The 13995-nt window shown below is 40.1% G+C and carries 16 protein-coding genes, 2 riboswitches and 1 other annotated feature; of the genes, 15 read left to right on the forward strand and 1 reads right to left on the reverse strand.

Annotation, left to right across the window (positions count from 1 at the left end; genetic code table 11):
* Positions 1-66: 66 nt before the first annotated feature.
* A complete protein-coding gene (locus ACSVI6_RS08455; protein ID WP_491717330.1) occupies positions 67-1425 on the reverse strand; it encodes a glutamate--cysteine ligase in 1359 nt (452 codons plus the stop codon).
* Positions 1426-1582: 157 nt separating this feature from the next.
* Here ACSVI6_RS08455 and hisJ point away from each other — a divergent pair, with 157 nt between their 5' ends.
* The 15 genes from hisJ to ACSVI6_RS08530 all read left to right on the forward strand — a co-directional run bounded on the left by hisJ (position 1583) and on the right by ACSVI6_RS08530 (position 13994).
* On the forward strand, positions 1583-2437 hold the full coding sequence (gene hisJ, locus ACSVI6_RS08460) for a histidinol-phosphatase HisJ (RefSeq protein WP_491717331.1): 855 nt from the start codon (positions 1583-1585) through the stop codon (positions 2435-2437).
* Positions 2438-2480: 43 nt separating this feature from the next.
* Positions 2481-2712, forward strand: a binding site (T-box leader).
* Positions 2713-2777: 65 nt separating this feature from the next.
* Positions 2778-3932: an ATP phosphoribosyltransferase regulatory subunit gene (locus tag ACSVI6_RS08465; RefSeq protein ID WP_491720195.1), complete on the forward strand. Its 1155-nt coding sequence runs from the start codon at positions 2778-2780 to the stop codon at positions 3930-3932.
* A complete protein-coding gene (gene hisG / locus ACSVI6_RS08470; RefSeq protein ID WP_491717333.1) occupies positions 3926-4570 on the forward strand; it encodes an ATP phosphoribosyltransferase in 645 nt (214 codons plus the stop codon). Before ACSVI6_RS08465 ends, hisG begins: the two co-directional genes overlap by 7 nt.
* On the forward strand, positions 4557-5834 hold the full coding sequence (hisD, locus tag ACSVI6_RS08475) for a histidinol dehydrogenase (RefSeq protein ID WP_491717334.1): 1278 nt from the start codon (positions 4557-4559) through the stop codon (positions 5832-5834). Before hisG ends, hisD begins: the two co-directional genes overlap by 14 nt.
* A gap of 12 nt (positions 5835-5846) precedes the next feature.
* Complete coding sequence (gene hisB, locus ACSVI6_RS08480) at positions 5847-6431, forward strand: imidazoleglycerol-phosphate dehydratase HisB (protein WP_491717335.1); 585 nt, start codon at positions 5847-5849, stop codon at positions 6429-6431.
* Complete coding sequence (gene hisH, locus ACSVI6_RS08485; protein ID WP_491721117.1) at positions 6431-7042, forward strand: imidazole glycerol phosphate synthase subunit HisH; 612 nt, start codon at positions 6431-6433, stop codon at positions 7040-7042. Before hisB ends, hisH begins: the two co-directional genes overlap by 1 nt.
* Positions 7039-7758 (forward strand): 1-(5-phosphoribosyl)-5-[(5-phosphoribosylamino)methylideneamino]imidazole-4-carboxamide isomerase, encoded by a 720-nt coding sequence (hisA, locus tag ACSVI6_RS08490; protein WP_491721118.1) that lies wholly within the window; start codon positions 7039-7041, stop codon positions 7756-7758. The genes hisH and hisA overlap by 4 nt, the downstream gene beginning before the upstream one ends.
* Positions 7752-8513 carry an imidazole glycerol phosphate synthase subunit HisF gene (hisF, locus tag ACSVI6_RS08495; RefSeq protein WP_491721119.1) on the forward strand — a complete coding sequence of 254 codons (762 nt, stop codon included), beginning with the start codon at positions 7752-7754 and terminating at the stop codon, positions 8511-8513. The genes hisA and hisF overlap by 7 nt, the downstream gene beginning before the upstream one ends.
* Positions 8510-8848, forward strand: coding sequence for a phosphoribosyl-AMP cyclohydrolase (hisI, locus tag ACSVI6_RS08500; protein WP_491717339.1), 339 nt, complete (start codon positions 8510-8512; stop codon positions 8846-8848). The genes hisF and hisI overlap by 4 nt, the downstream gene beginning before the upstream one ends.
* Positions 8841-9167 (forward strand): phosphoribosyl-ATP diphosphatase, encoded by a 327-nt coding sequence (gene hisE, locus ACSVI6_RS08505; RefSeq protein ID WP_491717340.1) that lies wholly within the window; start codon positions 8841-8843, stop codon positions 9165-9167. Before hisI ends, hisE begins: the two co-directional genes overlap by 8 nt.
* A 16-nt stretch (positions 9168-9183) precedes the next feature.
* Positions 9184-10251 carry a histidinol-phosphate transaminase gene (gene hisC, locus ACSVI6_RS08510; protein WP_491721120.1) on the forward strand — a complete coding sequence of 356 codons (1068 nt, stop codon included), beginning with the start codon at positions 9184-9186 and terminating at the stop codon, positions 10249-10251.
* A 252-nt stretch (positions 10252-10503) separates the two neighbouring features.
* Positions 10504-11898 carry an amino acid permease gene (locus tag ACSVI6_RS08515; protein ID WP_491721121.1) on the forward strand — a complete coding sequence of 465 codons (1395 nt, stop codon included), beginning with the start codon at positions 10504-10506 and terminating at the stop codon, positions 11896-11898.
* A gap of 146 nt (positions 11899-12044) precedes the next feature.
* Positions 12045-12138: riboswitch (TPP riboswitch) on the forward strand.
* An 81-nt stretch (positions 12139-12219) separates the two neighbouring features.
* Positions 12220-12314: riboswitch (TPP riboswitch) on the forward strand.
* 48 nt (positions 12315-12362) lie between these two features.
* Positions 12363-12560 carry a sulfur carrier protein ThiS gene (gene thiS, locus ACSVI6_RS08520; RefSeq protein ID WP_491717343.1) on the forward strand — a complete coding sequence of 66 codons (198 nt, stop codon included), beginning with the start codon at positions 12363-12365 and terminating at the stop codon, positions 12558-12560.
* 2 nt (positions 12561-12562) lie between these two features.
* Positions 12563-13225 carry a sulfur carrier protein ThiS adenylyltransferase ThiF gene (gene thiF / locus ACSVI6_RS08525; protein WP_491721122.1) on the forward strand — a complete coding sequence of 221 codons (663 nt, stop codon included), beginning with the start codon at positions 12563-12565 and terminating at the stop codon, positions 13223-13225.
* Position 13226: 1 nt separating this feature from the next.
* Positions 13227-13994, forward strand: coding sequence for a thiazole synthase (locus ACSVI6_RS08530; protein WP_491717345.1), 768 nt, complete (start codon positions 13227-13229; stop codon positions 13992-13994).
* Position 13995 lies beyond the last annotated feature (1 nt).

Here is a 13995-nt window from a genome sequence, read left to right on the forward strand (position 1 = left end):
ATATTATTTAATTGCAAACTAAAAGAGCCATAAATGAATTGGTTTTCATTTATGCCCCTGCTCTTACTAAGATTTAAACGAACTCCGAAATAGGTATTTCTTTAATTCTTCAGCAGTTGGCTGCTTAGTATCATCAAAACCATCAAATGGCCTTAACGCCATTAACGCACTTTTTTGATACTTAATCCCTAGCTCAACTGCATAATCAACTAATGAATTGTTTTTAATGTGTTTAATTAGTTGCGCGCTTGGGGTCAATTCAGGATAGCGAATCCGTAACTCCATTTTTTTAATAACCTCGTTAAATTCAGGTCCAGCTTGAATCTGATCAACGAATAGTTTTAAGCGTTGAATAAATGAAATCGCTTGCTTTTGGTGAGCGAACTGATTGGGATGTTCACTAGCCACTTCGTCATTTAACTGGTTGGATTGTGCGAGGGTTTCATTAACCGCTGATTGCTTTAATGGTGGATTCATTATAAAATAACTTGCCATTATCCGAACGAATCGAATCGTGTCGGTCTGGATACCAATCTCACTGTCAGGATCTAAATCCAACATTCGCAATTCGAGATACTGAATTCCCGTGTTTCTTAAATCCGCAAGGTCTTTGCCACCCCTGAACCGAATGGGTCCTTGGCCTTCTGAATCCCTAATCATGAGTTTATTTTTAACGGCATCTTGAATTGATTGAATGTATTTATCGATGCTGGTGTAATCGACCAAAAATTTAGCTCCATAACCATACCGTTGACTTTGGCGGAGGCTACGGATGGGATGATCTGGTCCCACGTCTTCATCGTAGTAGTTTTGCTCAGCGATGGGACTGGCCCCAAATAAGTATGTAAGTAACCAACGGTATCGAACGAATCCCTGCCCTAATCGCATATATAAGTAATCTTTTACTTCTTGTTTGTTATTGAACTTGTCGCTCATTTGGGCTTGGATTAAATCAATAATATGGTCATTGATACTTAAATTAATGTGAGCACCGCAGGGTAAGAACTTCGCCATTCCATGATGGAGTTTAACCAACTTAATTAAAAATTCGTGTTTTTCTGTAGTGGAATCCGCCAACATATCATTGGTTTTATTTTTAGGCATAATCGGTGGCATTGACAACGGCCAAAGGATTTCACCAGGGGCGAGTGCATTCCGCAATGCATTATTGATCCGATATAGGTAATGCATTGCATCGATGGGGCTATCGGCTGATGGTGTTACCACTTCGGACATGGCAACCAAAAAGTCCTCTGTAATCCAGGGGTTACTATGGGCATCGCCAATCGTATCTGGGTATGGTTCAGAGCTGAGGTGACCATCTTCATCTGCTCGATCCATTTCAATTTCGATCCCCATTCTAAAGTCAGAGATTCTTGCAACAGCTTCATTTTGAAAAATAATATTACCGATTTTACTAAACATTGGGCATTCCTCCTCGATAGTTTGCTCTTGATGTTTGCATAGTCAAGTTAAGAAATTATAAATCTTTTATAACAATATGTAAAGTTCACTCTAATAATTTTCTCATTTAATTTCATTTGATTAAATGGTATGATTAAACTAAAATGGAGTGATTTTAATGCTTAAAGTTGATGGACACACCCACACGGAATTATGTCCGCATGGCAGCGGTGAAGCGACTCGCAAAATGATTGAACGTGCAATTGAACTTGGTTTTAGCGAATATCATATTACTGAGCACGCTCCAATGCCTGAACATTTTGACCGAGTCTATGGAGGATTGCCAGATAATATTGCTACTGAAGGTCTAAATAATGACCAGGTTGATGATTATTTGAAACTAGCGGTGGAGCTGCAAAATGAGTATCAATCTCAAATTAAAATCAGTGTTGGATTTGAAATTGAATATTTAAGTGGCTTTGAAGCTGAAACGAAGCACTTTATTGAACAGTACGAACCAGTGACCCAAAATAATATTTTATCAGTCCACTATTTACAAGCGGATGATGGTCAATACTGGGGCATTGATTATGCTCCTGAAGAATTAATTGATGGCTTTAACGTTGATCTTAAGCACCCCCAAAAGTTATACCAAAGATACTTAAATACGGTCTTAGATAGCGCCAGTGTTAATTGGGAACATCAAAAACCACTTGAATTGGGACACATTAGTTTAATTAAAAAGTATCAAGATTATTTTAATTTACCAGAATTGTTTGATGATGATAATTTAAAAATTGTTGATCAAATCATAGCTCAAATGCAAAAGCATAATTTGAGTTTAGATTATAATTCAGCGGGACTTTATAAAAAATTTTGTAATGATTTTTATCCTGGTGAACAGATTTTAAATCGAGCATTGAATGCTCAATTACCAATTGTCTTTGGCTCTGACGCCCATAGTATCGATGAAGTTGGCCATGGCTGGCACATGATGAATAATTTTTTAAAAAAGCTTGACATCTTAGATTGATTAGAATATTATTAGTTCAACATCATTTGAGTCTAATTTAAATATAATAGTTCTGATTCGGAGAGTAGTAAGTTATGCTTGAACGAGAGAGTCCCGCTGAAGTTGTGAAGGGACCAAGCTGATTTATGAACCACACCGATGAACTGGGTTGCTGAACTTAAAGTAAGCAATTTCGGGACCACTCGTTATCAGGGTTGAAGTTATTCTTCAACTTGAGAGATGCTTTGTGAGAAGCATCTGAACATGAGGTGGAACCACGCGATAGCGTCCTCTTTATCCAGATTGGATAAGGAGGACGCTTTTTTATTAGCTCAAATGATTATTAAAGGAGGTAGTTAACATGAATCGTATTAAGTTGCCAACTGGGCTGCGTGATGAATTTGGTGAGGTTGCTGAAAGAAAAGATATCGTAACAGCTTGGATCTTAAAGCAATTTCGTCAACGCGGTTATACCAGAATCAACACGCCGATAGTTGAAAAACGTGACTTATTTAATGATTTTACAAGTGCTAATCCACCGTATCGGGTCTTTGATCCCGCCGGTGATGACCTGGTTTTAAGACCAGATCTGACCTTGCCGGTGGCACGCTTTTTATCAAATATGAACTTATCGCTCCCACGGAAATTATATTATGTGGGAACTAAGTTTGAAATTTCCCCAGAACTATCTGGTGGACAGAATGAACAAACGCAATTAGGAATTGAATTAATTGGATATCGAACGATTAAGGCCGAAATGGAGGAGGTGATCATAATGCATCAATTGAGTCAACACTTTTTACATCAACATCAATTAACAATTGAATTAGGACATGCTAGATTGGTAGATCAAGTTTTAGATTCACTTCATCTTGATCATCAATTGCATCGTCAATTGGCGCAAGCGCTATATCATAAGAATTTTCCAGCGTATAAAGCATTGCTGGAAAAGGTTGGTGCATGTGATGAACTTCCCTTCCTAAAGAAATGGCCACGATTATTTGGAACGATTGCAGAACTTCAGCAAATGCTGGAAGCAGTCAAGATTCCAAAAGCTGCCAGGCCGCTAGTCGATGAATTAATCACACTTGCTCGATTTGCAAGTAGTTTACCGAACCAAAAGGTAATTATCGACTTAAGCAGCGCGGTTCCGCAAAAATATTATACTGGAATCATTTTTAAGGGATATACAGCCCGTTCAAATACTTATGTTATCAGTGGTGGTCGTTATGATCGACTGCTGGCTAACTTTCAAGCTAAAACTGAACCGGCCGTTGGATTGGGAATTAACATTGATGCATTAGCCAAAATTGCAGATGTAGAATCGCAAATTCAGCGACCGGTTTTTGTATACGCAAAATTAGCAGAAATGAGCCAAGTGGCACCATTGATTGAGGCTAACCCGAACTATTCACTAGCTCCATTCGATAGCCAAGAAGAGGCTCAAGAACAGGCAAAGTTAGCTGGAGTAAAGCTATTGATTTGGAAATCAGGAGAGGGGTTAGTTGAATGTTAAGAATTGCATTAACGAAGGGGCGAGTTGAAGAGAAATTAATTCCGCTACTAGAGAAATGTGGGATTGATTGCGAACCACTAGTTAATAAGAAACGCAAGCTAATCATTAACTTAGCAGATCGTTACCAATTTATTTTGGTTAAGGGTGAGGATGTTTGTACCTACCTGCGAACTGGAACGGTTGATCTAGGAGTGGTTGGTAGTGATATTTTGGCTGAACAGGATGCTTTGAATCAAGTTGATGAGTTATTGGATCTTGGGACGGGACGTTGTCAATTCATCGTTGCTTCTAAGCAAGATTTTAATTGGAACCAATCGAAACGCAAGGTGATTGGAACTAAGTATCCAAGAATCGCCCGCCGCTATTTTAATGAAAAGGGTGAAGATGTTGAAATTATTAAAATTTCAGGATCAGTTGAATTAGCACCATTGACCGGGCTAGCAGATGCGATTGTCGATCTAACGGAAACTGGGACTACGCTGCGGGTTAATCACCTAGTCGTACATGACTGGTTAGATGTAATTACGAGTCGATTGGTGGCCAATCCGGTGGCATTAAAACAAAAACGGACGGAAATCTTTGAATTAGTTGATAAATTAAGTGAAATCGTAGGAGTGAATGAATATGAAAATATATAAAGAATCATTAGCAGAAATGAAAAAAATTGTTGATAACTACACTAGTCAAACGATTGATTTAGAAATTGAAAAAACGGTCAGCGAAATCATCGCCAACGTTGCTCAAAATGGTGATGAAGCGCTTCGCGATTATGAAAGAAAATTCGATAACGTTAACTTAGCTGACTTTTCAATTCCTAAGTTTCAATTAGATCAGGCTCTTGAAAACATTGATGATGATTTAAGAGCAGCGTTAGAGCTTGCCAAGCGCAACATTACTAGTTTTCACAAACAAGAAATTGAAAATAGTTTTGTGGACGTTAGTACCCCTGGGATTATGCGGGGCGAAAAAATTACTCCCATGGCAAGCGTTGGACTATATGTTCCAGGCGGGACAGCCGCTTACCCTTCAACGATTATGATGTGCGGGATTCCAGCCAAATTAGCAGGAGTTAAAAGGGTGGTCATGGTTACACCACCACAACCAAATGGTGTCAACCCAGCCGTCTTAGCAGCAGCGAAATTAGCCGGAGTCGATGAAGTTTACCAAATCGGTGGTGCTCAAGCGATTGCAGCATTAGCGTATGGGACTGATAGTATTCAAGCAGTTGATAAGATTATGGGGCCAGGGAATATTTTCGTAGCGACTGCTAAAAAGCAAGTCTTTGGCAAGGTCGCTATCGACATGGTGGCAGGACCTTCTGAAATTGGGATCTTAGCTGATGACAGTGCGATCGCATCAGAAGTGGCAGCTGATTTATTATCGCAAGCCGAACACGATAAGAGAGCTCGGCCAATGTTGATCACCGATAGCGAAGCATTAGCTACCGCCGTTTCCAAGGAAGTCGATCAACAACTAGTTACGCTGCCTAGAAAAGAAATTGCCGAAGCAGCGGTTTCTGATCGTGGTTTTATCGCCGTGATGGATAATGTGAATGAGATGTTCGAACTAATGAACACAGTCGCTCCAGAACACTTGGAAGTCCAACTAAAGAACCCTACGCAATACCTAGGGTTGATTCAAAATGCAGGGTCAGTCTTTTTGGGTCGATATGCTAGTGAACCGCTTGGTGATTACGTTGCAGGTCCTAATCACGTCTTGCCAACCGGTGGGACTGCACGGTTTGCTTCTCCACTTGGGGTTTATGATTTTGTTAAGCGGACCCAATTTGTACAATTCGATAAACCAAGTTTGCAAGCAGATGTTCCAGCAATCGCTAAGTTAGCAAGAACCGAAGGGCTTGAAGCCCACGCTAGAGCCGTTGAATCACGGTTTAAGAAATAGGGGGAGATTTAGATGCGTAAAGCTGAAATTACTAGAAAAACCAATGAAACTGATATCACAGTGAAACTAAACTTAGATGAACAAAGTGGCATTGAAATTGATACTGGAGTTGGCTTTTTCGATCACATGTTGCAATTATTCGCAAAGCACGGGCGATTCGGATTGGTAGTCAAAGCCCGTGGCGATCTTCAAGTCGATGCTCACCACACGGTAGAAGACGTTGGAATCGCCATTGGAGAATGTTTGACGCAGGCGCTTGGAAATAAGGAACAAATCGAACGCTACGGTGATGCATTCGTTCCAATGGATGAAACACTGGCTCAGGTAGTGATTGATTTGAGTGGCCGTTCATACTTAGTATTTGATGCTGAATTGACTAATCCACGGTTAGGGATCTTTGAAACGGAGGTTACCGAAGACTTTTTCCAAGCCTTAGCATTCAACGGCCAATTTAACTTACACGCTCGGGTGTTGTACGGTCGTAATACCCACCACAAGATCGAAGCATTGTTCAAGGCTACGGGTCGTGCATTAAGAAAAGCTGTTACCATCAATCCAGAAATTAAGGGTGTGAACTCAACCAAGGGGGTCATTTGATGATTGCAATTATCGATTATAACGCTGGAAATGTTTATAACGTTTTAAAGGCCTGTAAAAAACTAGGCATTGAGGCGCAGTTGACTGCAGATCCAGAAACGATTCAAAATGCAGATGCAGTCTTATTCCCAGGCGTGGGTGCATTTAAGGATGCTATGGATACCCTTAATGAACGTGGGTTAGTCGATGTCATTAAGCAAACCGTTGCTAACGGCACCCCATTTTTAGGGATTTGTCTCGGGATGCAATTATTGTTTGATTCATCAACTGAATTTGGCAATACTGCAGGTTTAGGACTGATCACTGGTAAGATTGAAAAAATTCCCAATGATAATGGCAATCGAATCGTTCCACATTCTGGTTGGAACCAAAATCAAGTCAAGCGTGATTCAATTTTTAATGGAGTGCAAGGGCAATATACTTATTTTACTCATTCATATTACGCAGTTTGTGATCCGCAATTTATTATCTCCAGTGTGGACTACGGGGTTGAAATTCCGACAATTGTCAATCGTGATAATATCTATGGTTTTCAATTTCATCCCGAAAAAAGCGGGCAAGTTGGTTTAACGCTTTTAAAAACATTCTTCGAACAGGCGGTGGTCAAATGATTTATCCAGCAATTGACTTGCGGGCGGGTAGCAGCATTAGACTGTACCAAGGTAACTATCAAAAGCCAACCCTCGTGAACGCAGATCCAATCGACCAAGCAAAATCGATTCGCACCAGTGGAATTCAAAATTTACACTTGGTTGACTTGGATGGGGCAAAGGATGGATTACCGACCAACGTTGAATTAGCAAAGCAAATTGCGGCCATCATTGATGGACAAACTGAAATTGGCGGTGGAATTAGAAATGAAGCTACAATTGAGATGTATTTGGCAAATGGGCTTTCACGGGTAATCTTGGGTTCGGTAGCATTAAAGAATCCAGCATTTACCACTGCCATGATTCAAAAATACGGTAGTGAACACATTACGATTGGTGTTGATGGGGCCAACGGAATGGTTGCTACCGAAGGTTGGGTAGAGCAATCGAACGTTAAAATGGCTACCTTGATCAATAAGATGGCATCCGTTGGGGCGGATCGGTTTATCATTACAGATACCAAAACTGATGGGACGTTAAGTGGCCCCAATCTAGACTTATTAGGAAGTTTAAAACATCAATTCCCAGAATTAACGCTCGTTGCCTCTGGTGGCATTAGAGACTTTTCAGACGTGATCAAACTAAAGTCGATTGGAATTGACGATGTCATTATTGGTCAGGCAATCGCAGATCAAAAAGTAACGCTAAAAGAAGTTGCGGAGGCGAATAAATGTTAGCAAAACGAATTATTCCATGTTTGGACATTGCAAATGGACGGGTCAAAAAAGGGGTTAACTTTGTTAACTTAAAAGATGTTGGTGACCCCGTTGCAATTGCAGCAACCTATGAGCAACAGGGAGCTGATGAATTAGTGTTCTTAGACATTACGGCAACTAATGAGAAGCGCAAAACAATGGTCGATGTAGTAGCTGATGTATCTCAACAAGTTTTTATGCCACTGACGGTCGGTGGTGGGATTAGTTCGATTTCAGATATGGAAGCGTTATTACACGCCGGAGCTGATAAAATTTCAATTAACTCATCTGCAATTGCTAATCCGAATTTAATAACCGAAGGGGCGAAACGATTTGGTAGTCAAGCAATTGTGGTGGCCATTGACGTGAAATGGGATGCAGCAGCTCAAAAGTATGTTGTTTATACCCATGGTGGGACTAAAAATACTAAAATTTCAGCAACTGAATGGGCGCAATTAGCGGTTGCTAAGGGAGCTGGAGAATTGTTGATCACTAGTATGGATCAAGATGGAACTAAGGACGGATTTGATGAAAAATTATACCAGCAGATTGGTCAATTAGTGGATGTACCGATCATTGCTTCTGGTGGTGCGGGCCGAGTAGCTGACTTTGTTGATTTATTTAAGAACACCAAGGTCACAGGGGCACTAGCCGCATCTGTTTTTCACTATCAAATGCTTTCGATTCCGGAAGTCAAACAACAATTAGAAAACGAGGGGGTCTCCGTTAGAATATGAAACCAGACTTTAGTAAGCTATCTGGACTATTGACCACCGTTGTGATTGATTCGAACACTAAACAAGTTTTAATGGTTGCTTGGATGAATCCAGAGAGTTATCAACGAACGATCGAAAGCGGTGAGACGTGGTTTTGGTCACGTTCGCGAAATGAATTATGGCATAAGGGTGAAACGAGTGGAAATACACAACGGGTAACTAAAATGGAACTGGATTGTGATGGCGACACCCTATTAGTATCCGTTGTGCCGAATGGGCCAGCTTGTCATACTGGTCATGTAAGTTGTTTTTTTAACCCAGTTGAATTTAAAAAAGGAGTCGATAATAATGGATAAACAAAACTTAGAAGAATTATATGAAATGGTCAAGAAGCGGAAAGCAGAACCAATCGAAGGTTCATATACTGATTATTTATTCACCAAGGGCTTGGACAAGATTCTTAAAAAAGTCGGTGAAGAAACAACGGAAGTCATCGTTGCCGCCAAAAATAAGGATCCTAAGGAATTACAATATGAAACCGCTGATATGCTATACCACTTAATGGTGTTATTGGTCGAATCTGGCGTGTCTTTTGATCAAATTAAGACCGAACTTGGTTCGCGAGTGGGCAAAATGAGTCAATACAAAGATCGGGCCCCAATTAAAAAGTTATAGAATGGAGTGATTTCCAATGAAGAGTGCAGTTAAAGGGCTAGAAAACTACGTCCCACCAGTTGCGATTGAGCAACTTAAGAAAAAGTACGGATTAAATCGAATTGTCCGTTTATCAGCAAATGAAAATCCGTATGGGACTTCTCCACAGGTTGCTAAGGCAGTCACTTCTGCAGTTCCACAGTCGGAAAACTATTATCCTGATAGTAATTGTACGGAGCTACGCAACTTAATCGCTAACAAGTTAAAGGTTTCTAGCCAAAATATTGTTTTTGGTTGTGGATTGGATGAAATAATCTCAATGGTTTCGCGCATTTTTTTGAATGCTGGCGATGAGGTAATTGTTTCAGAACCCACTTTTTCTGAGTATCAAATCAATGCTGAAATCGAAGGCGCTAAGACGATCAAGGTTGCAGTTAATGCTGATGGTCAAAATGATCTTCCTGCATTTTTGAGCCAAATTAATGCAAATACGAGCTTAGTCTGGCTCTGTAATCCTAATAACCCGACTGGGGGCTATAATTCAGTCGAATCGATCCGCCAGTTTATGTTAAAAGTGCCTAAGGATGTCTTGGTGCTCATTGATGAAGCATACATTGAATACGTAACCAGTGCTAAGGATTCTTCAGCCGTCCCATTATTAAAAGAGTTCGATAATTTAGCGGTGATGCGGACTTTTTCAAAAGCTTATGGTTTAGCTAGCTATCGGGTTGGCTATATCATTATGGACGCTAAACGCGCGGGGTATATGCAAGCGGTCCGCCTACCGTATAACCTCAATACGCTTTCCCAAGTTGCCGCAGTTGCTGCGCTTAGCGATCCTGAATTTGTTCAACGAACGGTAAATAATAATAAGACTGAACGTGATGGATGGGAACAATTTTTAAAGCAAGCTAATTTAAAATACTATCCATCGCAAGCCAATTTTATTTATTTTCAAAGTGCTGATGCCGATAAAATCGCAAATGAATTACTCCAAAAGGGCTACCAAGTTCGGGTTGGCCAACAACCAAATTGGATTCGAATTACAATTGGGCGACAAGATGATAATAAAGCGATTCAGGACATTATTAAAAGCTCCTTATAATGTTATCAATAATTACATGTATAATAGTCAGCTGATTTTGAATAAATAACCCCTTTATCACGCTAAAAAAGCATAAAAACCAATTTTTTTGAAAAAAGCTTTGCTTTTCGAAATAAATGTGATAGAATAAATTAAAATTAAATGAGAAAAAGTTAATTTTATTTTAATGTTATGTGAATCAACGGGACGTCACGTAACTTTTTATTACATTTATTTTAGGTAATTATAAAATTGGTAAAGGATGTGTTGATCATGGCTAACTCAAACATTAAAGAAAATCCAGATGGAACTTACCGTTCATTGAGTAACCGACATGTGCAAATGATTGCAATTGGTGGCACGATTGGAACTGGGCTATTCTTAGGATCAGGGACGACGATTTCTAAAACGGGACCATCCATTTTGATCGTATACTTAGTCTTAGGATTGTTCTTCTTCTTGATGATGCGTGCAATTGGAGAAATGTTTTATTCAGATCCATCGCACCACACGTTTGTATCATTTATTACTAAGTATCTAGGACCTGCTGCAGGTCGATTCACAGGTTGGACCTACTGGATCGGGTTGGTGTTTGTCTGTATGGCTGAAGTAACTGCGGTGGCCACTTATGTACAATTCTGGTTTCCTAATCTGCCAGCATGGTTGATTGAAGTCGTCTTTTTGGCTGTTCTTTGTGGCTTAAACCTAGTGGCTGCGCGTCTGTTTGGTGAAACCGAATTCTGGTTCGCAATGATCAAAATTATCGCAATCGTTGCTTTGATCGTTACCGGGATTTTTATGATCTTTAGACACAGCGCAACGCCACTTGGTCATGCATCACTTGCTAACATTACTAATAATTTGACATTATTCCCCCACGGTTCATTTAACTTTATTTCTGCGTTTCCAATGGTATTCTTCGCCTTTCAAGGAATTGAATTCGTAAGTATCACGATTGGTGAAGCAAAGGATCCACGGCACGTGATCAAGAAGGCAGTTAATGAAACCTTACTTCGCATCTTACTATTCTACATTGGTGCATTGGTGGTAATTATGGGAATTATTCCATGGACTTCGCTTTCACCAGATAAAAGTCCATTCGTTCAAGTTTTCCAATTGGTTGGAATTCCAGCTGCTGCAGCTGTGATCAACTTTGTGGTTCTAACTTCTGCTGCTTCGGCATTAAATAGCTGTATCTTCTCAGCTGGGCGTCACTTTTACCAACTAGCGACTGAAGCGAAGGAAGGCAGCTTCATGAAGGAAAAGTTTGGTAAAATCTCTAATTCTGGGGTTCCGGCAGCTGCCATTTTACTATCAGCTAGTTTGGCATTGATCACTCCAATTATGAGCCTTAGTGCAGCGACTGGAGCAGTCTTTACAATCGTAACTGGTGCATCTAGTGATATGTATATCTTGGTATACGCATTAACAATGCTTGCACATCGGAAATATCGTCAATCAAGTGATTATATTGAAAATGGGTTTAAAACGCCTTGGTACAATGTTACCAGTCCGCTCACCATCGCTTTCTTTTTGGTAATCTTCGCTAGTTTATTCTTCATTCCCGATGATGTTGTAGGTGCCATTGCTGCAATTGTATGGGCAGTTGGATTTGGTGGATATGTATTGATTAGCCAAAGAAAATCAGAAGCAAGTATAAATGGATAATATTAAAAAATATCTTATTATCGTTCGATAATAAGATATTTTTTGTTGCTAGCTTTTTATCAAACTGTCCTAGGCTTAAAATTTTATTGTTGACAAATTTTTAAGCTTAGTGTTAATATATGGGTGTTCAAAATTAAATATTTATCACATTGTATCTGGGGTGCCAAGCAATTGGCTGAGATCATACCCATTGAACCTGATTTGGTTAATACCAGCGAAGGGAGATGCAGTTCTTTTATCGCTGATTAATTATCGAATAATTAGGACGGTTCTCCTGGGTTTTACTAGGGGAACCGTTTTTTATTTACAATTGTGATGATAATTTAAACACTGGGGTGCCAAGTAATTGGCTGAGATTATACTCATTGAACCTGATGTAGTTGATACTACCGAAGGAAGGGGTTTAATCTTAACTAGTGCGTTAAAAAACCTCCTTTCTTGGGTCTAGAAAGGAGGTTTTTACTTTGGTAACCATTAATGGAAAGCCAGTGGAAGCATTGGCGGGAAAACCGCTATCATTCTTATTGGCTCAATATGCTCAGCATCAAGATAACGTTGTGGTCGAATTAAACGGATCAATCGTCCATCGCAATGAAATCGATGGAATTACTTTAAATCCAAATGATCACGTTGAATTAATTTCGTTCGTAGGAGGTGGTTAGCAATGACGGTTCAAATTGATGGAATCAGTGTTGAAGATTTTTTTATGCAGATGAAGGATCGCAATGTTGACAACTCGTATCAGGCCCTAAAGAATGCACATGTTACGATTGCAGGTTCAGGCGGGTTAGGATCTAACATTGCAATTGCATTGGCGCGTTCAGGCGTGGGTCATTTGACCCTAATCGATTTTGACGATGTGGAATTAAGCAACTTGAACCGCCAACAGTTCAAGTTCAGTCAAATTGGGATGCCAAAGGTCACTGCATTAAAGCAAAATTTATTAGAATTTAATCCCTTTATTAAAGTGGATGCGATTAAAACAAAGGTCAGTGCTGAAAATATTGAGCAACTCTTTGCTGACTGTGACATTATTTGTGAAGCTTTTGATAACCCTGCTGCCAAGGCGATGCTACTCGATGGGGCGACCAGTGCTTTTCCAGATAAACCATTAGTAATGGGCAACGGATTAGCGGGGGTCCATGGTGCAAATCAAATTCAAACCAAACAACAATCCCCAAACGTCTACATTAGTGGTGATGGTCAGACGAGTGGATCAGAGGGATTGATGGCACCACGGGTAATTATTTGTGCCGGTCATCAAGCAAACGCAATTTTAAGATTACTCATGCAACTACCAGTGGTTGAAAATAAGGAGGAAATTTAACATGGCAATTAAAGACGATTTAGTAATTAACGGACACCATTTTACATCACGGTTTATCTTAGGTTCAGGTAAATATTCATACGACCTAATTGATGCTGCAGTTCATAATGCCAAGGCTGAAATTATCACAATGGCATTGCGTAGAACCGAAGCAGCAGCCGAAAATATCTTAAACTTTATTCCAGAAAATGTCACTATCTTACCGAATACTTCTGGTTGTAAAAATGCCGAAGAAGCAATTCGGATGGCTCGAATCGCGCGCGAATTAAGCGGCAGTGATTTCATTAAGCTAGAAGTGATTCCAGACAAAAAATACTTAATGCCCGATAATGCAGAAACGATCAAGGCGACTTCCATTTTAGCTGATGAAGGTTTTACCGTAATGCCATACTTCTTACCAGATTTAATCACTGCAAAGCGGTTAGTTGAAGCTGGAGCATCAGCGGTGATGCCATTAGGCGCACCGATTGGGACTAACCGCGGCTTAGCCACTAAGGACCTAATTCAAATTTTGGTCAACGAAATCGAAGTACCAGTGATTGTTGATGCCGGAATTGGACGGCCTAGTCAAGCTGCTGAAGCCATGGAAATGGGAATTGATGCCGTAATGGCGAATACTTCAATGGCAACTGCTGGCGACATCCCATTAATGTCAGAAGCATTTAAGCTAGCGGTTGAAGCTGGGCGCAAAGCATACCTTGCTAAGCCAGGACGGGTAGTTAATAGTGGTGCGGTTGCTTCTTCACCACTGCTTGGGGTTAGTAAGTAGG

The sequence above is a fragment of the Nicoliella sp. ESL1106 genome (assembly GCF_058509965.1).